Origin of the sequence: Streptomyces prunicolor (assembly GCF_045162825.1) — a bacterium.
Taxonomy (GTDB): domain Bacteria; phylum Actinomycetota; class Actinomycetes; order Streptomycetales; family Streptomycetaceae; genus Streptomyces; species Streptomyces prunicolor.
On the sequence record NZ_CP108676.1, the window covers coordinates 5,309,811 to 5,326,564 of the forward strand.

At 69.4% G+C, this 16,754-nt stretch carries 16 protein-coding genes and 1 tRNA gene; 11 read left to right on the plus strand and 6 right to left on the minus strand.

Translation table 11 applies throughout. The features are described 5' to 3' along the window. Window positions 1-15: 15 nt before the first annotated feature. Both tadA and OG588_RS24340 read left to right on the plus strand, forming a co-directional pair. The gene (gene tadA, locus OG588_RS24335) at window positions 16-447 is read left to right on the plus strand and encodes a tRNA adenosine(34) deaminase TadA (RefSeq protein WP_405949151.1); all 432 of its coding nucleotides are present in this window, start codon (window positions 16-18) and stop codon (window positions 445-447) included. Window positions 448-515: 68 nt separating this feature from the next. Next, a tRNA-Ser gene (locus OG588_RS24340) sits at window positions 516-600 on the plus strand. Between the two features lie 304 nt (window positions 601-904). Here the strand turns inward: OG588_RS24340 and OG588_RS24345 are convergent. After that, window positions 905-1,477 carry a Uma2 family endonuclease gene (locus OG588_RS24345; protein WP_405949152.1) on the minus strand — a complete coding sequence of 191 codons (573 nt, stop codon included), beginning with the start codon at window positions 1,475-1,477 and terminating at the stop codon, window positions 905-907. A gap of 435 nt (window positions 1,478-1,912) precedes the next feature. On the opposite strand from OG588_RS24345, the gene OG588_RS24350 reads away from it, so the two are divergent. The 5 genes from OG588_RS24350 to OG588_RS24370 all read left to right on the plus strand — a co-directional run bounded on the left by OG588_RS24350 (window position 1,913) and on the right by OG588_RS24370 (window position 5,437). Beyond that, the gene (locus OG588_RS24350) at window positions 1,913-2,089 is read left to right on the plus strand and encodes a hypothetical protein (RefSeq protein WP_328681707.1); all 177 of its coding nucleotides are present in this window, start codon (window positions 1,913-1,915) and stop codon (window positions 2,087-2,089) included. A gap of 38 nt (window positions 2,090-2,127) precedes the next feature. Continuing rightward, entirely contained in the window at window positions 2,128-2,436 is a 309-nt protein-coding gene (locus OG588_RS24355; protein ID WP_405949153.1) for a Dabb family protein, read from the plus strand. Window positions 2,437-2,649: 213 nt separating this feature from the next. After that, on the plus strand, window positions 2,650-3,498 hold the full coding sequence (locus tag OG588_RS24360) for an RNA polymerase sigma factor SigF (RefSeq protein ID WP_393033951.1): 849 nt from the start codon (window positions 2,650-2,652) through the stop codon (window positions 3,496-3,498). A gap of 329 nt (window positions 3,499-3,827) precedes the next feature. Then, window positions 3,828-4,718, plus strand: coding sequence for an RNA polymerase sigma factor SigF (locus tag OG588_RS24365; RefSeq protein WP_043685712.1), 891 nt, complete (start codon window positions 3,828-3,830; stop codon window positions 4,716-4,718). A gap of 65 nt (window positions 4,719-4,783) precedes the next feature. Then, window positions 4,784-5,437 carry a hypothetical protein gene (locus OG588_RS24370; protein ID WP_405949154.1) on the plus strand — a complete coding sequence of 218 codons (654 nt, stop codon included), beginning with the start codon at window positions 4,784-4,786 and terminating at the stop codon, window positions 5,435-5,437. A gap of 18 nt (window positions 5,438-5,455) precedes the next feature. Here the strand turns inward: OG588_RS24370 and OG588_RS24375 are convergent, their stop codons facing one another. After that, on the minus strand, window positions 5,456-5,659 hold the full coding sequence (locus OG588_RS24375; protein WP_266859071.1) for a hypothetical protein: 204 nt from the start codon (window positions 5,657-5,659) through the stop codon (window positions 5,456-5,458). A 197-nt stretch (window positions 5,660-5,856) separates the two neighbouring features. Here OG588_RS24375 and OG588_RS24380 point away from each other — a divergent pair, with 197 nt between their 5' ends. From OG588_RS24380 to OG588_RS24395, 4 genes are all read left to right on the plus strand, one after another. Next, a complete protein-coding gene (locus OG588_RS24380; protein WP_405949155.1) occupies window positions 5,857-6,375 on the plus strand; it encodes a MarR family winged helix-turn-helix transcriptional regulator in 519 nt (172 codons plus the stop codon). A gap of 21 nt (window positions 6,376-6,396) precedes the next feature. After that, on the plus strand, window positions 6,397-8,913 hold the full coding sequence (locus OG588_RS24385) for an MFS transporter (protein WP_405949156.1): 2,517 nt from the start codon (window positions 6,397-6,399) through the stop codon (window positions 8,911-8,913). A gap of 108 nt (window positions 8,914-9,021) precedes the next feature. Further along, window positions 9,022-9,861 carry a YceI family protein gene (locus OG588_RS24390; protein ID WP_405949157.1) on the plus strand — a complete coding sequence of 280 codons (840 nt, stop codon included), beginning with the start codon at window positions 9,022-9,024 and terminating at the stop codon, window positions 9,859-9,861. Between the two features lie 28 nt (window positions 9,862-9,889). After that, entirely contained in the window at window positions 9,890-10,357 is a 468-nt protein-coding gene (locus OG588_RS24395) for a PPOX class F420-dependent oxidoreductase (RefSeq protein WP_398846217.1), read from the plus strand. A gap of 184 nt (window positions 10,358-10,541) precedes the next feature. On the opposite strand, the gene OG588_RS24400 is transcribed toward OG588_RS24395, so the two are convergent. The 4 genes from OG588_RS24400 to OG588_RS24415 form a co-directional block, all read right to left on the minus strand. Beyond that, a complete protein-coding gene (locus OG588_RS24400; protein WP_405949158.1) occupies window positions 10,542-11,339 on the minus strand; it encodes a TetR/AcrR family transcriptional regulator in 798 nt (265 codons plus the stop codon). Window positions 11,340-11,425: 86 nt separating this feature from the next. Beyond that, window positions 11,426-12,880 (minus strand): MFS transporter, encoded by a 1,455-nt coding sequence (locus OG588_RS24405; RefSeq protein WP_405949159.1) that lies wholly within the window; start codon window positions 12,878-12,880, stop codon window positions 11,426-11,428. A gap of 96 nt (window positions 12,881-12,976) precedes the next feature. After that, the gene (locus tag OG588_RS24410; protein ID WP_405949160.1) at window positions 12,977-15,232 is read right to left on the minus strand and encodes a glycosyltransferase family 39 protein; all 2,256 of its coding nucleotides are present in this window, start codon (window positions 15,230-15,232) and stop codon (window positions 12,977-12,979) included. Next, on the minus strand, window positions 15,229-16,743 hold the full coding sequence (locus OG588_RS24415) for a bifunctional glycosyltransferase family 2/GtrA family protein (protein ID WP_366096648.1): 1,515 nt from the start codon (window positions 16,741-16,743) through the stop codon (window positions 15,229-15,231). Before OG588_RS24415 ends, OG588_RS24410 begins: the two co-directional genes overlap by 4 nt. Between the last annotated feature and the right edge of the window lie 11 nt (window positions 16,744-16,754).

Below are 16,754 nucleotides of genomic sequence, written 5' to 3' on the forward strand. Positions count from 1 at the left end.
CCCTGGCGGGCCGCGATGCGGCTCGCCCTCGACGAGGCCGGAGCGGCCGCCCGGGGCGGCGACGTCCCGGTCGGCGCGGTCGTACTGTCCCCGGACGGTACGACCGTGCTCGCCACCGGGCACAACGAACGCGAGGCCACCGGCGATCCGACGGCGCACGCCGAGGTTCTCGCGATCCGCCGGGCCGCCACTCACCTGGGTGAGTGGCGGCTGTCGGGCTGCACCCTGGTCGTCACCCTCGAACCCTGCACGATGTGCGCGGGCGCGCTGGTGCAGTCCCGGGTCGACCGGGTCGTCTACGGCGCCCGCGACCAGAAGGCGGGCGCGGCCGGCTCGCTCTTCGACGTCGTACGGGACCGGCGGCTCAACCACCGCCCCGAGGTGATCGAGGGCGTCCTCGCGGACGAGTGTGCCCACCTGCTCACGGAGTTCTTCCGGGGCCGGTAGCAGGGCCGCCGGCAGGCCACCGATTACCGATTTCAAACCACGCCCCACCTTGTTGTAGGGTCTCTCTCGGTAGCGTGTCCGAGCGGCCGAAGGAGCTCGCCTCGAAAGCGAGTGTGGCGCAAGTCACCGAGGGTTCAAATCCCTCCGCTACCGCAGGTAGATGAGGGGCCCGGTCCGTTGGACCGGGCCCCTCATGCTGTTTCGTCTCAGTTGAGCCTTCTCCCAGCGTTGGCTGCCTCCCTCGCGGCTCGCGGCCAACCCCGGTGCATCGGTTTCGTTGAGTCCGGGGGCGAGCTCCGTGGCCCGACGTGCGGAGTTCCGACGGCGCCTGCGGTACCCAAACTCTGACTGACCGTTTCTGAAGCCTGCCGACGGCACCGGAATTGGCCCGCCGTCAGATGACCGTTCCGACTGGTCCGGCCTGTTTTCTTGCCCAACTCGCCTTCGGTACCCGCGATCAGGGCACGAGGCTGGTGAGGCCGATGTCGAGGTCGAACGGGGTGACGATCTTCAGGTCGTTTCGGTGGATGCCGGTGGGTACGTAGGTGCTGGTCATGAGGTCGAGTTCGTAGGTGTGGACGGCGGGCGCTCCAGCCTCGTCCTCGATGCGCCAGAAGTGGGCGATCTTGGCCTGGGCGTACTTGAAGGGCTTCAGGGATCGGTCCCGGTCGGCTGATTCCTCCGAGACGACTTCGATGACGAGGGTGACGTCGGCGGGTGCGTACCAAGTGCGGTCGGGTTCATATGCGGCGGTGGTGACCAGGATCTCGGGCTCGGGACGACTCTTGTTGTCGAGACGGACGGTCATCTCCCGCTCGACCTCGAACCCCGCAGGAGCCGCCTGACGTAGAGCGAACGTCATGTTCTCCACGAGTCGTGAGTGCCAGGACCGCTGTGGCGACATCATGAAGACCAGCGCTCCGTCGATCAGTTCGGTGTGCCGCGGTGCTTGGGGGAGGTGATCGAGGTCATCGGCTTCCCAGCCGCTGGGCCTGGGCGGGATCATCCAGTCGGGGAGTCCGGCGCTCACGGCTTCCTCCAAGCGCTGCGTAAGGAGCGACCAGGGGCCTCGGTCCCGGATCACGGACACGGGCCATGCACCTGTCTTCAGCGTAGTTGACGCCGCTCCTCGGCGAGCGGCACACAGTGCGTCGTCATGCGCGGGAGCTCCCGGACACGCAGCAGGTCAGGGCGTCGCCGGCCCCGACCGGTGATGTCTGTCAGCACTGCTCCACACCCGCCCTGCGCTCCCTGCCGTCAGAGTCCAGGTGAGACCGGTCGCGCAAGCGGGTTCGCCTCCCTCCGCCACCGCTTGCGTGATGTGGCAACGCCCCTTCACCTGCGGGCCGTTGGTCCCTGGTTGGTCTCTGGTTGATCCCTGATTGATCCAAAAAGGGGCCGTGAAGGTTACACTCACCGCCGGCAACAGGGGGCCCACGGGCACGAAGTCACACGGGAGGCCGCGATGGCGGTGAACGCCAAGAAGATCGTCGTCTACCTGCTCGTGGTCTTCGCGCTGTACGTGATCATCACGGACCCGTCCAAGGCGGCCGACTACGTCCAGATAGGCTTCGAGGGCATTTCGGACGCCGCGAAGGCCATCGGCGACTTCATGACCTGGTTGGCCGACGGGGCGCAGTAGCCGACCGTAGTAGCCAACTACCCACCAGGAGCGCGCAGATGATCCGGCACCTCGTCCTCTTCAAGCTCAACGAGGGCGTCGAGCGCGACGACCCGCGCGTCCTGGCCGGCGTCGAGGCCTTCCGCCCGCTCGGCGACCTGATCGACGAACTGCGCTTCTGGGAGCTGGGCTGGAACATCAGCGACCGCCCCATCGCCTACGACTTCGCGATCACCTCGGCGGTCGACGACCCCGACGCCCTGAAGCGGTACATCGAGCACCCCGCGCACCAGGCGGGCGTCGTGCTGTGGCGCGAGTTCGCGACCTGGGTGATCGCCGACTACGAGGTCGCCGACTTCGGGGTCTGAGCACACCGCCGACTCCATCGAAGAGCCCTCCCGCAAGACCCCCTACAGAGCCCCTTGCCATCACGGCAGGGGGCTTTTGTTGCTCAACACGGCATAACACGGTATTAGGCGGTGCTTGCACACAGTGCACATCTCTTGTGATGCTATGACCGCTTTTGACGGATGAGTTGACCTATTGCAGTCGACCTTTTGCAGTTGGCCTATCGAAGAGGTGTGGCGTTGACCGTGTCGGCCAGTACAGCGCCGCCCCAGGACGAGGCGCCCGCCCAGACCCCGGCGCCAGCCGCTCCGCCGCGCAGCCGCGGCGCGGACACCCGGGCCCTCACCCAGGTGCTGTTCGGCCAGCTCAAGGGGCTCCAGCCGGGTACGCCGGAGCACAACCGCGTGCGCGGGGCGCTCATCGAGGCGAACATCCCGCTCGTGCGCTACGCCGCCGCCCGCTTCCGCTCCCGCAACGAGCCGATGGAGGACGTCGTCCAGGTCGGCACCATCGGTCTGATCAACGCCATCGACCGCTTCGACCCGGACCGGGGCGTGCAGTTCCCGACGTTCGCGATGCCGACCGTCATCGGCGAGATCAAGCGGTACTTCCGCGACAACGTCCGTACGGTCCATGTCCCGCGCCGGCTGCACGAGTTGTGGGTGCAGGTCAACGCGGCGACCGAGGATCTGACGACCGCCTTCGGGCGCACCCCCACCACCGGCGAGATCGCCGAGCGGCTGCGCATCGGCGAGGACGAGGTGCTGTCCTGCATCGAGGCCGGCCGGTCGTACCACGCGACCTCCCTGGAGGCCGCCCAGGAGGGCGACGGACTGCCCGGCCTGCTGGACCGGCTCGGTTACGAGGACCCGGCCCTGGACGGCGTCGAACACCGCGACCTCGTCCGGCACCTCCTCGTCCAACTCCCCGAGCGGGAACAGCGGATCCTGCTGCTGCGCTACTACAGCAATCTCACCCAGTCACAGATCAGCGCGGAACTCGGCGTCTCCCAGATGCATGTCTCGCGGCTCCTCGCCCGCAGCTTCCAGCGACTGCGCTCCGCGAACCGCATCGAGGCGTAGCACCGCGTCATCGAGGCCTGGCACCGCGTCGTCGAGGCGCGGAACCGCGCCTTCGCGGTAACCGAATGCCCGAGCGAGTTGTCACCGGTACGAACGAATCGCCTATCGGGCGCTTTCCCGGCAGTTTTGGGCTGAAAAGCCGTCAGACCCCCTTTTTCCAGGGCTGATTCGTAACAGACATGTCGACATGTCACTACAGCGTGTTGCCGACATGTGACATTCTGCGGGAAGCGCGTTTGCCGTGGCCCCGGCTCCGGTATTCAGGTGAAGGCACCGCTCCCCAGACGGGGGCGATCGCCACGACCGTCCCGCGACCCAAAGGGGGTGGCATGTCCGCAGACCAGGGCAGCTCGAAGGTGCTCACGCTCACCAAGAGCGAGGCTGAGCCCGCACTCGACGCCGTTACGGTCCTCGAGGCCGTACCCGCCGTACCGGCCCCGGCCCTCCCGACCACGGGAGCAATCGACACCCGCACCCTGTCCCGCTCCCTCTTCCTGCGGCTCGCCGCACTCGACGAGAACAGCCCCGAGCGTGGTTACGTCCGGGACACCCTCATCGAGCTCAACCTCCCGCTCGTGCGGTACGCCTCCGCGCGTTTCCGCTCCCGCAACGAGCCGATGGAGGACATCGTCCAGGTCGGCACGATCGGCCTGATCAAGGCGATCGACCGGTTCGACTGCGAACGCGGGGTGGAGTTCCCGACGTTCGCGATGCCGACCGTCGTGGGCGAGATCAAGCGCTTCTTCCGCGACACGTCGTGGTCGGTGCGCGTACCGCGTCGCCTCCAGGAGCTGCGGCTGGCCCTCACGAAGGCCAGCGACGAGCTCTCCCAGAAGCTGGACCGGTCGCCGACCGTCCCCGAACTCGCCGCGGTGCTGGGCGTGTCCGAGGAGGACGTCGTCGACGGCCTCGCGGTCGGCAACGCCTACACGGCCTCCTCGCTCGACTCCCCGGCCCCCGAGGACGACGGCGGCGAGGGCTCGCTGGCGGACCGCCTCGGCTACGAGGACACGGCGCTGGAGGGCGTGGAGTACCGGGAGTCGCTCAAGCCGCTGCTCGCCAAGCTGCCGCCCCGTGAGCGCCGGATCATCATGCTGCGCTTCTTCGCCAACATGACCCAGTCGCAGATCGGCGAGGAGGTCGGCATCTCCCAGATGCACGTCTCCCGGCTGCTCACGCGCACCCTCTCGACCCTCCGCGAGGGCCTGATCTCGGACTGACCCCCGACAGGGTCACAAGGGTTCCGAGGGTTCCTATTTGACGAAGTGTCAGCCACCATGGCGCGATGCCTCGTTCGACATGGACAGTTGGCCGCCGAGGCGCCCTGTTGGGCGCGTCGGCGGCCGTCGTCTGCGCGACGCTGACCGCATGCGGAGACACCGGCGGCGACAGCTACGCGGCGGTCGGGCCGCCCCGGCCATCCGCTACGGCGGTACGCCCGACCGGGAGCGTCACGCTGGTGCCGCTCGACGCCCCAACGCCGTCGTCCGCGGCCGGCAAGTCACTTGACGGCGATGGGACTTCAGCGTCCGCGTCGGCCACCCCTTCACCCGCGGGCGCCAAGTCCGGTCGTAGCAGCACGCATTCACCGTCACCGACCCCAACTGCCGCCTCTGCGACGGCTCCCAGCGCCCCCGCCGCCCTGACCTGGGGCGCCCCCGCACGCAAGGCCACGGATCAGCGGTGGTGCGAGGACGTGACCCTGGCCTTCCGCAACTCCGGCGGCACGGCGGTGCGTTCGGGCACGGTGACGTTCGGGACGCACATCATCGGCGCCCTCGGGATCGACTGGGCGACGATCGAGTCGACGGAGCGGCTTCCCGTGCCGATCGGAGCCCGCGCCCACACGGACAAGACCTGGACGGTGTGCGTCGACGCGTGGCGGGTGCCGTTGGGGATGCACATCGAGACGCGGGACGTGTCGGTCCAGTGGGAGTAGTACGCACAGCCGCCGGTGCTACATGACCGCCAGGTAGACCACCGCCGCCACGACCAGCACCGCGACGACGACGCCGACGATCAGGCCGACGCGGGGTCCGGCAGAAGCCGTGGGTGCGGCCTGGGGGCCGCCGCCCTGGGGGGTCTCGTCGACGAAGGCGCGGAACATCTGGGTGCTGCCGGCGGGGTCGTAGTTGCCCTCGGGGCCCTGGGTGTTTGCCATGGGCCGAGACACTAGCGAATCCCTGGGGGACACCCAAGTGCGGGGCCTCGCGGAGCCATTCCCACCTGCGGGTTTACGTTCAGAAATGCTTGCCTTTGCCAACTTTTTGTCCCGCACCCGGCCGTTTTATTTGCCTGTAGCAACCAACCTCTCCTACTCTCTTATGGTTGCCCCAAGCAACGAATATGGGAGGTGTGATGGCCGAGCGGACGCAGTACGAGGAGCTGATGCGTCAGTTCAGTGCCTTCGGCGCCGTACGCAGGGAGTTGGGGCGGATCATGCCGTCCGACTGTCCCGGCGGCTCCGCGGCCGTGCTGACCCTGCTCGACCGGTACGGCGACATGCGGATGAGCAAGCTCGCGGAGCTGCTCTCCGTCGACATGTCCGTGACCAGCCGCCATGTCGCGCACGTCGTCGACCGGGGCTGGATCGAACGGTCCCCCGACCCCGCCGACAAACGCTCCCGCATCCTGCGCCTCACCCCCGGCGGCCGGGCCCAGGTGGACGAACTGTCCCGGCGGACCGCCCAGTTGCTCGCCGACCGACTGGGCGACTGGAGCGACGAGGAGGTCGGGCAGCTGATCCGGCTGATGACCCGGCTGCGGGCGAGCTTCGGCGACTGTCGAGCCGCGGCGCCCTCATCCCCGTCCCCGCCCGTCGTAGCCGGGACCCCCCACACCCCCGAACTCGAACACACCACCCGTACACCCGCATAAGCACGGAAGAAAAGGAAGCCCATGGCAACGACCACACCAGCCGGTGTGCGGGCTCACGCCAAGCACGGAGGGGCCTCCCCCGCGGCCCCCGACGGCGCTCCGATGACGCACCGGCAGATCATGGAGGCGCTCTCCGGGCTGCTGCTCGGTCTGTTCGCCGCGATCATCTCGTCGACGATCGTCACCAACGCCCTGCCGACCATCATCGGCAGCCTGGGCGGCGGCCAGGAGGCCTACACCTGGGTCGTCACCGCGGCCCTGCTCTCCATGACGGCCTCGGTGCCGCTGTGGGGCAAGATGGCCGACCTGGTCAGCAAGAAGGCCCTGGTCCAGATATCCCTGGTCATCTACATCATCGGCTCGGTCGTCGCCGGCCTCGCGCAGAACCCGGCGATGCTGATCGGCGCCCGGGTCATCCAGGGCCTCGGCGCCGGCGGTCTCTCCGCCCTCGTCCAGGTCGTGATGGCCGCGATGATCGCCCCGCGCGAGCGCGGCCGGTACTCCGGCTACACCGGCGCGACCTTCGCCGTGGCGACCGTCGGCGGTCCGCTGCTCGGTGGCGTGATCACCGACACCTCGTGGCTCGGCTGGCGCTACTGCCTGTTCGTCGGCATCCCCTTCGCGCTGATCGCGCTGATCGTGCTGCAGAAGACGCTGAACCTCCCGGTCGCCAAGCGGAAGGTCAAGGTCGACTGGACCGGCGCCTTCTTCATCACCGCCGCCGCCTCGCTGCTGCTGGTCTGGGTGACCTTCGCCGACGACAAGTACGAGTGGCTGTCGTGGCAGACGTACGCGATGGTGGGCGGCACGGTCGTGCTGGCGCTGCTGTTCGTGTTCACCGAGACCCGGGCGAGCGAGCCGATCATCCCGCTGCGCCTGTTCCGCAACCGCACCGTCTCGCTCGCCTCGCTGGCCTCGCTGTTCGTCGGTGTCGGCATGTACTCGGGCACGGTCTTCTTCTCGCAGTACTTCCAGCTGGCCCGCGACAAGTCCCCGACGATGTCCGGGGTCATGACGATCCCGATGATCGGCGGGCTGTTCGTCGCGTCGATGGTCTCCGGCCGCTTCATCACCAAGACCGGCCGCTGGAAGGGCTGGCTGGTCGCCGGCGGTCTCTTCCTCACCGCGGGTCTTGGCCTGCTCGGCCTGATGCGTTACGACACCCCGTACTGGGAACTGTCCATCTACATGGCCCTGTTGGGCATCGGCGTCGGCACGATGATGCAGAACCTCGTGCTCTCCACGCAGAACCAGGTCACCCCGAAGGACCTCGGCGCCGCCTCCTCCACGGTGAGCTTCTTCCGCTCGCTGGGTGGCGCGGTTGGCGTCGGCGTGCTCGGTTCGGTGATGTCCGGCCGGATCACGCACTACGCCAAGGACACCGTCGCCTCCCTCGACCCGCAGTCGCAGGCCGCCGCCGCGAAGGCCGTCGGCAGCAGCGCGCTGCCCGACATGGACGCCCTGCCGAGCACGGTCCGCACCTGGCTGGAGGGCGCCTACGGCCACGGAATCGCCGACGTCTTCCTCTACGCGGCCCCCTTCGCGCTCATCTCCTTCATCGTCGTGATGTTCATCAAGGAGGTCCCGCTGCGGACCTCCGGCGGGCTGGCGCAGGCGGCCGAGGAGGCCGTGGGTGTGCTGGACGCGGCGGAGATCCCCGCGCCCGCCGAGCAGAAGGTCCCCAGCTGGGCGGCCGAAGGTACCGAGCAGCAACTCGCCGCCGTGGCAACGGTGGTGGGGGAGGAGACCGCACCCATGTCCGATCCCGTGTCCGGTGGGATTCCCGTCCGCGGCTTCGTCCGCGGCGCCGAGAGCGCGCCCGTCCCGCAGGCCGCCGTCACCCTGATCTCCCTCGGGGGACGCCAGTTGGGCCGCTCGGTCACGCAGGCGGACGGCTCCTACGCGCTGGACGCGCCGAGCGTGGGGTCGTACGTCCTGATCGCCTCCGCCGACGGCTTCCAGCCGCAGGCGTCGACGGTTGTCGTCAACGGCCACGAACCGGTGTCGTACGACGTGCTGTTGAGCGGTACCAGCGGTCTGAACGGGATCGTCCGGGCGGCCGAGACGGGGCTGCCCGTCAAGGACGCGATGGTCATCGTGACGGATGTGCGCGGCGATCTGCTGTCCACCGGAGTCACCGGTGAGCAGGGGGAGTTCGCGTTCGCGGAGCTGGTGCCGGGGGCCGTGACCGTCGCGGTGAACGCCGCCGGGTACCGGCCGCGCGCGCTGCCCGTCGAGGTCGGCGGCACCGGGGTCACCCGGGTCGAGATCGACCTCGACTCCGGCGCGCAGGTTCTGGGCGTGGTCCGCGCCCCGCACGGCCCGCTGGCCGACGCGCGCGTCACCCTCGTGGACGCGGCGGGCAACGTGGTCGGCACCGCGACGACCGGTTCGGACGGGGCGTACGCCTTCACCGACCTGAGCGGCGGCGAGTACACGGTGATCGCGACGGGCTACCCGCCGGTCGCGACCGCCCTCACGGTGAACGGCCGCGGAGCCGACGGGCACGACATCGAACTCGCCCACCCCGGTGAGTAGTTCACCCATCCACCCCGGCCCGTGGAGTGTGTCCCGAGCGGAGGCACACCCCACGGGCCGGACCCGTTCGCACTGAATTACCGCTGTACGGCTAGGAGTTACAGAGACATGGGACTGACCGCGAAGATCCGTACCCGCGACGGATGGGCCGTGTCGCACGCGGTCGTCACGGTGACCGACATGACCGGGGCGCAGGTGCTGCGGGCCGAGGCGGACGTGGAGGGCGCGGTGCGGGACCCGAACCCGCTGGCGCCCGGGCCGTACACCGTGATCGTCACGGCCGTCGGGTACGCGCCCGCCGCCGCCACCGCGATCGTCACCGCTGGGGGTCCCCCCTCTGGGGGAGGGCGGGCCGAGGTCGGCACGGTGACGCTGGCGCGGCAGGGCGGTACGGAGTTGCCGCCGCCCGGGCCGTGGACCGTCGACCCCGCCCACTCCACGGTCGGCGCGGTCGCGCAGCACCTGGGGATCTCCAGCGTGCGCGGCCGGTTCACCGACTTCACGGCGTCGGTCGAGATCGCGCCGGACGACATCGCCAAGTCCCGGGTGGAGGCGGTCATCCGGGCCGCGTCCATCGACACGGGCAACGGCATGCGCGACGACCATCTGCGCTCGGCCGACTTCCTGGACGTGGCCCGCTACCCGGAGATCACGTACCGCTCGACTGCCCTCACCCTGGCCGGTTCCGACCGCTGGACCGTCTCCGGCGAACTGACCCTCCACGGTGTCGTACGACCCGTCGACCTCGACCTCGCCTACCTCGGCACCGGGGCCGACCCCTGGGGTGGCACGCGGGCCGCGTTCCGGGCGACCACGGAACTGCATCGCGAGGACTTCGCGATGAACTACAACCAGGTCGTCCAGGCGGGGATCGCGGCGATCGGTACGACGCTCAAGGTCGAGCTGGACGTCCAGGCGGTGCAGGGGGACGCGTTGCCGCAGGCGTAGTGGGGTGGGCTGCGCCTAGGCTGGCCGTATGGCTTCGAACATCGCGAGCAACACCTCTGTGTCCCTGGACGAGCTGCTGGACTTCGTACGGCCCCGGCATCGGGCGATCCTGCTGACCCGGCGGGCGGACGGGAGCCCGCAGGGGTCGCCGCTGACCTGTGGGGTCGACGACTCGGGGCGGATCGTCGTCTCCACGTACCCCGAGCGGGCCAAGACCCGTAACGCCAAGCGGGATTCGCGGGTCAGCGTGATCATCCTGAGCGACGAGTGGAACGGGCCGTGGGTCCAGATCGACGGCACGGCCGAGGTCATCGACTCACCGGAGTCCGTGGAGCCGCTCGTCGAGTACTTCCGGAACATCTCGGGGGAGCATCCGGACTGGGACGAGTACCGCGCGGCGATGGTGAAGCAGGGGAAGTCGATCGTCCGGGTCACGCCTGAGAAGTGGGGTCCGGTTGCCACCGGCGGTTTTCCGGCGCGGCTCTCCGAGGGCTGAGCGGGCGGCTGAGGGTGCGGGTCCCGTTCGGCGGGGGCTGAGGTGGTGCTGGGGGCTCCGCCCCCAGACCCCCATCGGCCCTGAAGGGGCCTCGTCCTCAAACGCCGGACGGGCTGAATAGTGCCGGCCTGGGTTGAGGGGCTGGCTGATTTTGCAGGCCCTGGTTGAAAGGGGCGGCCGACGCTCAAGCCCGCGACGGGCTGTTGGTGCCGCCGTCCCTCTTCACCATCGCCTCGATGCCCGCCACCAGCAGGTCCAGGGCGAAGGTGAAGTCCCGGTTCATCATCTCCGCGACGGTGTCGCCACCCCGGGCCGCCATGAGTTGCTTGGACTCCTCCACGACCTCGGCTGTCGTCGGGGCCCCGTCGAACGTGGTCATGGCGTGCCGGAAGTAGTCGTCGGGGGTCATGCCGGTGTCGGCGACCCGGGCGAAGAAGTGGCCCTCGATCGTGCCGTAGCCGTACACGAACTGGAAGACGGCCGAGATCGCCCCGGTCAGCCCGTGGTCCGGCAGCCCGGTGCGGCGGATCACGCGCTGGACGACACGGGAGAACGCGAGCGAGTTCGGCCCGATGTTGAGGAAGGTGCCGGCGAGCGGCGACAGCCATGGGTGCCGGACCAGCAGGGCCCTGTACTCCGTTGCCAGCATGCGGAGTTGGTCCCGCCACTCCTCGCCCTCGGCCTCCGGATCGGGCAGCCGCAACTCCCCGAAGACGGCGTCCAGGGCGAGTTCGAGGAGGTCGTCCTTGGTGTCGACGTACCAGTAGACGGACATCGCGGTCACATTCAGCTCTGCGGCGAGCCTCCGCATGGAGAACTTGGCCAGGCCTTCGGCGTCCAGCAGCCGTACGGTGACTTCGGTGATGCGGGTGCGGTCGAGGCCGGGTTGGCCTCCGCCGCCGCGCCCGCTCCGGCGCGTCTTCGTCTCAAGCCAGACACTGGTGCGCGCAGAACGCCCTGACGGCGGCGATGTCTTGGCCATGACGAACCTTCCTCAGCATTTCAATCCCGGGCCAGTATTTAGGGGCGCGGGGAACTGCGCGACCAGCCACAACGCACCCGCACGTACTACTGAGCGACCACCACCCCCGAGTCTGCCCGCTCCGCCCGCCACAACAACGCCGCCGCAAGCAACCCCCCGGTCAAGACAGCAACCGCACCCACCAACTGACTGACCTCCAGCGCGGAAGAGAAGGAATCGGTCACCTTCCTCCTCTCCTCAGCCGACGACGCCGCCGCCAAGCCGACCGGCAGGGACACCGCCGCGAACCGAGAACTCAGCACCGCACCAAGAACGGCCACCCCCAACCCGTTCCCGAACTCCCCCAACGTCCCGTTGACGCCAGCCCCAACTCCCGCCTTCTCCGGCGGAATCGCACTCATGATCGCGTGAGCCATCGCCGGGTTGGCGATCGCCGCCCCCGCCCCGATCAACACCAGCCCCACCACCGTCCCCGCATACCCACCGGACGCGAGCGACGCGATCGACACCAACCCCGCCGACATCGACACCATCCCCAGCCCGATGGCCCGCGGAGCGCCGAGCCGCGCCGTCCACTTCGCCGCCACCCCCGAGAAGTTGAGCGCGACGATCACCAACGCGAGCGGCGCCGTACGGACACCCGCCTCCAACGGGCCGTAGCCGAGGACGAATTGGAGGTGTTGGGTGAGGAGGAAGAGGGAGCCGGCCATGCCGAAGGTGATCAGGACGACCCCGGTGACCGCGCCCGTGAAGCGGCGGTCGCGGAAGAAGTCCAGGTCGAGCATGGGGTACGGGACACGGTTCTCCCAGTACGCGAAGGCCGTGAGGACCACGACCGCCACCGCCACCGTCAGCAGCACCCGGCCGGACGTCCAGCCGTGCGCGGGCCCGGAGATGATCGCGTAGACCAGCGCGGCCATGCCGATGGTCGAGAGCAGGGCGCCCAGGAGGTCGGGGCGGTCGCCGCGTGGGTTCTTCGACTCGGGGACGAGGGCCACCGCCGCTACCAGCGCGAGTGCCGCGACCGGGATGTTGATCAGGAAGATCGCGCCCCACCAGAAGTGGTTCAGCATGAAGCCGCCGAGGAGCGGGCCCGTCGCGAAGCCGAGGGCGTTGACCGCGGCCCAGATGCCGATCGCCCTCGGCTGTTCCTCGGGGGTGAAGATCTGCATCACCACGGCGAGGGTGGTCGTGATGAGCAGCGCGCCGCCCACGCCCATACCGGCCCGCGCGGCGATCAACTGCCCGGTGGACTGGGCGAGTCCGGCCACCAGCGAGCCGGCACCGAACAGCACGAGACCCACGATCAGCATCTTCTTACGGCCGTAGCGGTCGGCCGCGCTGCCCGCGGTGAGGAGGAGTCCGGACTGCACCAGCGAGTACGCGTTGATCATCCACTGGATGTCCGCGGTGCTCGCGTCCAGTTCGCGGGTGAGCGAGGGGATCGCGACGTTCAGCACGGTGTTGTCGAGCAGCACGGTGAGCTGGGCCAGGCAGATGACTCCGAGGACGATCCAGCGCTTCGGGTAGGAGGTCGGCATGCTGTACACCGTAGAACAGTTCCTATACGGCGTACAACGGAGATACGAAGAGAGGCGGTGACCGTATGGTCACCGCCTCTGCTCAGTGGAGAACTGTCAGCTGCTCGTCTTCTGCGTCAGGTCGTAGAAGGTGGCCGAACCGACCGTCACCTTCTTGTAGTTCTTCTCGACCCACGAGGAGATCTGCGAGGAGCTGCCCGTGCTGCTGCCGCCCATTCCGGTGCCGCCCGAGATGAAGTAGTGGATCTTGCCGTCCGCCACGTACTTCTGGAACTGGGCCAGCGTCGGCGACGGGTCGGTGCCGTTGAAGCCGCCGATCGCCATCACCGGGTCGCCGGTGGCGAGTTGGTAGCTCGCGGCGTTCTGGGAGCCGATGGACGCGGCGACCCAGGTGTACTTGCTCGCGTCCGTCTGGAGCAGCTTCTTGGCCGCCGAGGTGACCGTCGCGCCGTTGAGCAGGCCGCCGACGCCACCGCCGCCGCCCATGCCGCCGTCGCCGCCCGTCCGACCGCCGAAGCCGCCGCCCTGGTTCTGCGTGGTGCCGCCGCCACCGGGGGTGGTGCCGGTGCCGCCGCCGGGTGCTGTGCCCGTGCCGCCGCCGGGGAAGCCGCCGCCCTGGTTCTGGGTGGTGCCGCCGTTGCCGCCCTGCTGGCCGGGCATGGTGCCCGTGCCGCCGGTGCGGTTGCCGCCGCCGAAGCCGCCGCGACCGCCGCCGCCACCCGGACCGCCGCCGCCCATCATGCTCGCGCCGGCCGGACCGGCCGTCGGGATGGAGCCGGTGTGTGCGGAGTCGACCGTGGAGAGGGTGTACGCCGCCGGGCCCGCGAGGCCCGCCACGATGCTCAAGCCGACTGCCGCGAGGGCGAGTTGGCGGCCGATCTTCGCTACGAAGATGAGGCCGAGCGCGCCCGCCAGAGAGCCGAGGAGGACCAGCCACTTGAGCCAGGGCAGGTAGTCGGGGGTGCGGTTGAGGAGGACGTAGCCCCAGACGCCTGCGGCAACTACCGCTGCCGCGAGGGTGATTGATGCCCAGATCTCGCTGCGCTTCTCCCAGAGGGAGCCGGCGCCGATGCCGATGACCGCGGCCATGTAGGGGGCCAGGGCGATCGTGTAGTACTGGTGGAAGATGCCGGCCATGTAGCTGAAGACGACCAGGGTCGTCACCAGCGAGCCGCCCCACACGAGCATCGAACTGCGCCTGACGGAGGTGCGGTTGAGCTTGCGCGTGGCCACCAGGCCCGCGACCAGGAGGATCAGCGCGGTGGGCAGCAGCCAGGAGATCTGGCTGCCGATCTCGTCGTTGAACATCCGGCTCCAGCCGGTGGCACCCCACATGCCGGTGCCGGTGCCGCCACCGCCGCCTCCGACGCTGCCGGTCTCGTCGCCGCTGAGGCGGCCGAACCCGTTGTAGCCGAAGGTCAGTTCAAGGAAGCTGTTGTTCTGCGAGCCGCCGATGTAGGGGCGCGAAGACGCCGGCCACAGCTCGACGAGCGCGACCCACCAGCCGGCCGCGACGACCAACGCGCCGGTGGCCAGGCCCAGTTGGGCGAACCTCTTCTTCACGCTCACCGGCGCGCAGACCGCGTAGACGATGGCCAGCGGCGGCAGGATCAGGAAGGCCTGGAGGGTCTTGGAGAGGAACGCGAAGCCGATCGCGACTCCGGCCCAGACCAGCCACTTGGTGCGGCCGTCCTCCAGGGCCCGGACGACGAGATAGCAGGCGGTCGCCATGAGCAACGCCAGTGCCGCGTCAGGGTTGTTGAAGCGGAACATCAGCGCGGCGACCGGGGTGAGCGCCAGTACGGCGCCCGCGATCAGACCGGCCTGGGGGCTGTGCCGGCGGCGTACCGCCGCGTAGACGACCGCGACCGTGCCGACGCCCATGAGGACCTCGGGGACCAGGATCGCCCACGAGTTCAGGCCGAAGATGCGGACCGAGATCTCCATCGGCCACAGGAAGGCCGAGGGCTTGTCGACGGTGATCGCGTTGCCCGCGTCGAGCGAGCCGAACAGGAACGCCTTCCAGCTCTTGCTGCCGGCCTGAACGGCCGCCGAGTAGAAGGAGTTGGAGTAGCCGGACGCGCTCAGGTTGTAGAGGTAGAGCAGCGCCGTCGCCAGCAGCATGCCCCAGAAGGCGGGGCGCGCCCAGCGCGGGTCCTCGGGCCGGCCACGCCACAGGCGGCGCCCGAGCGGCTGCTTGGGCTCACCCGCCTGGGGGGCCAGGGTGTCCTCGGTCGTCACCGGCTCGGCCACGGCCGTATCTCTGCCGGTGTCGCTGTCACCGGTAGGCGGCCCCCAGGACGAGGGGCTGCCTCCTCCCGGATAGGTCGTCTGATCGGTGTCGGTGGTCATCGGGGATCCCTCGGATCGGTGTCGTGGGGACGCACCGGCTGCAACTGCATCGTCGCGTCCCTCCAGGTGCCGTCCGCGGCTTCACCGGCGCGGAACTGGGTGGTGGTGTCGTACGACCCCTGGTGGGCCTGGGGCTGCTGCCGCTGGGGCAGCGGGGCGTACGAACCGGGGTACTGCGGGTTCTGGGGGTTGTGCGGGTACTGCGTCGCCGTCGAATAGGTGGGCGACGAAGGGGTGTTGAGGGCTACGACCGTCGACTCCTCGGCGCTGTCGCCGCGGTCCGGGAACACCCAGGCGCGGAAGAGCAGAAAGCGCAGGACGGTCGCGGCGAGGTTGGCGGCCACCAGGACCGCGAGTTCGGTGGAGTGCGCCGGGTTGCTGCTGGCCGCGTTCAGGGCGGCGAGCGAACCACTGGTCAGCGCGAGGCCGATGGCGAAGACGACCAGGCCCTGCGCCTGGTGGCGGACGGCGCCGCCCCGGCCGCGGACCCCGAAGGTCAGTCTGCGGTTGGCGGCGGTGTTGGCGACCGCCGAGACCAGCAGGGCGAGCGCGTTGGCGACCTGGGAGCCGCCGAACTGCCGGAAGAGGCTGTAGAGGACCAGGTAGAAGAGGGTGGAGAGACCGCCGACCACGCAGAACCCGACGAGCTGGCGGGCCAGCCCCTTGGGCACGTCCTGGATGTCGCGGTCGCGCGGGTCGTCGCCGAAGGGCCGCGTGACGCGGTCGAGCGGCAGCGAACCGGAGGCCAGGGCCTTGCCCACGCGCCACACTCCCTTCAGGTCCTCGGTCGCCGTCTTGACGATGTGGACGGTCGAGTTCGGGTCGTCGACCCAGTCGACCGGCACCTCGTGGATACGGAGTCCGGCACGTTCGGCCAGCACCAGCATCTCGGTGTCGAAGAACCAGCCGGTGTCCTCGACGAGCGGCAGCAGCGCCTGGGCCACATCACGCCGGATCGCCTTGAATCCGCACTGGGCGTCGGAGAAGCGGGCCTGCAGCGAGCCGCGCAGGATCAGGTTGTAGGTCCGGCTGATGAACTCGCGCTTGGCGCCACGCACGACACGCGACGAGCGGGCCAGCCGGGATCCGATCGCCAGGTCGGAGTGACCGGAGATCAGCGGCGCCACCAGGGGGAGCAGCGCGTTGAGGTCGGTGGAGAGGTCGACGTCCATGTAGGCGAGGATCGGCGCGTCCGAGGCGGACCAGACGGTGCGCAGTGCTCGACCGCGCCCCTTCTGCTCCAGCCGGAACGATGTGACCTCCGGGATGTCCGACTCCAGCCGCGCGGCCACCTGAGGGGTGGTGTCGATCGACGCGTTGTCCGCGATGGTGATGCGGAACGCGTACGGGAACGTGCGCTTGAGGTGCTCGTGCAGTCTGAGCACACATGGCTGGAGGTCCTTCTCCTCGTTGTAGACGGGGATCACTACGTCCAGGACAGGCGTACCGGCGTCTCCGGCCGGGAGGTGCTCCCGCGCCGGCAGGGTGCCGGGAGAAGTGTCGGTTCGCATGGAACCGACTC

What these genes read in the sequence shown, in the direction of transcription:
- OG588_RS24350 (WP_328681707.1), top strand. Translation starts at nt 1,913, where the DNA reads ATGGCGGTGAACGCCAAGAAGATCGTCGTCTACCTGCTCGTGGTCTTC.
- OG588_RS24380 (WP_405949155.1), top strand. Translation starts at nt 5,857, where the DNA reads ATGGCCGAGCGGACGCAGTACGAGGAGCTGATGCGTCAGTTCAGTGCC.
- OG588_RS24355 (WP_405949153.1), top strand. Translation starts at nt 2,128, where the DNA reads ATGATCCGGCACCTCGTCCTCTTCAAGCTCAACGAGGGCGTCGAGCGC.
- OG588_RS24365 (WP_043685712.1), top strand. Translation starts at nt 3,828, where the DNA reads ATGTCCGCAGACCAGGGCAGCTCGAAGGTGCTCACGCTCACCAAGAGC.
- OG588_RS24415 (WP_366096648.1), bottom strand. Translation starts at nt 16,743, where the DNA reads ATGCGAACCGACACTTCTCCCGGCACCCTGCCGGCGCGGGAGCACCTC.
- OG588_RS24375 (WP_266859071.1), bottom strand. Translation starts at nt 5,659, where the DNA reads ATGGCAAACACCCAGGGCCCCGAGGGCAACTACGACCCCGCCGGCAGC.
- OG588_RS24405 (WP_405949159.1), bottom strand. Translation starts at nt 12,880, where the DNA reads ATGCCGACCTCCTACCCGAAGCGCTGGATCGTCCTCGGAGTCATCTGC.
- OG588_RS24385 (WP_405949156.1), top strand. Translation starts at nt 6,397, where the DNA reads ATGGCAACGACCACACCAGCCGGTGTGCGGGCTCACGCCAAGCACGGA.
- OG588_RS24400 (WP_405949158.1), bottom strand. Translation starts at nt 11,339, where the DNA reads ATGGCCAAGACATCGCCGCCGTCAGGGCGTTCTGCGCGCACCAGTGTC.
- tadA (WP_405949151.1), top strand. Translation starts at nt 16, where the DNA reads ATGCGGCTCGCCCTCGACGAGGCCGGAGCGGCCGCCCGGGGCGGCGAC.
- OG588_RS24410 (WP_405949160.1), bottom strand. Translation starts at nt 15,232, where the DNA reads ATGACCACCGACACCGATCAGACGACCTATCCGGGAGGAGGCAGCCCC.
- OG588_RS24395 (WP_398846217.1), top strand. Translation starts at nt 9,890, where the DNA reads ATGGCTTCGAACATCGCGAGCAACACCTCTGTGTCCCTGGACGAGCTG.
- OG588_RS24390 (WP_405949157.1), top strand. Translation starts at nt 9,022, where the DNA reads ATGGGACTGACCGCGAAGATCCGTACCCGCGACGGATGGGCCGTGTCG.
- OG588_RS24370 (WP_405949154.1), top strand. Translation starts at nt 4,784, where the DNA reads ATGCCTCGTTCGACATGGACAGTTGGCCGCCGAGGCGCCCTGTTGGGC.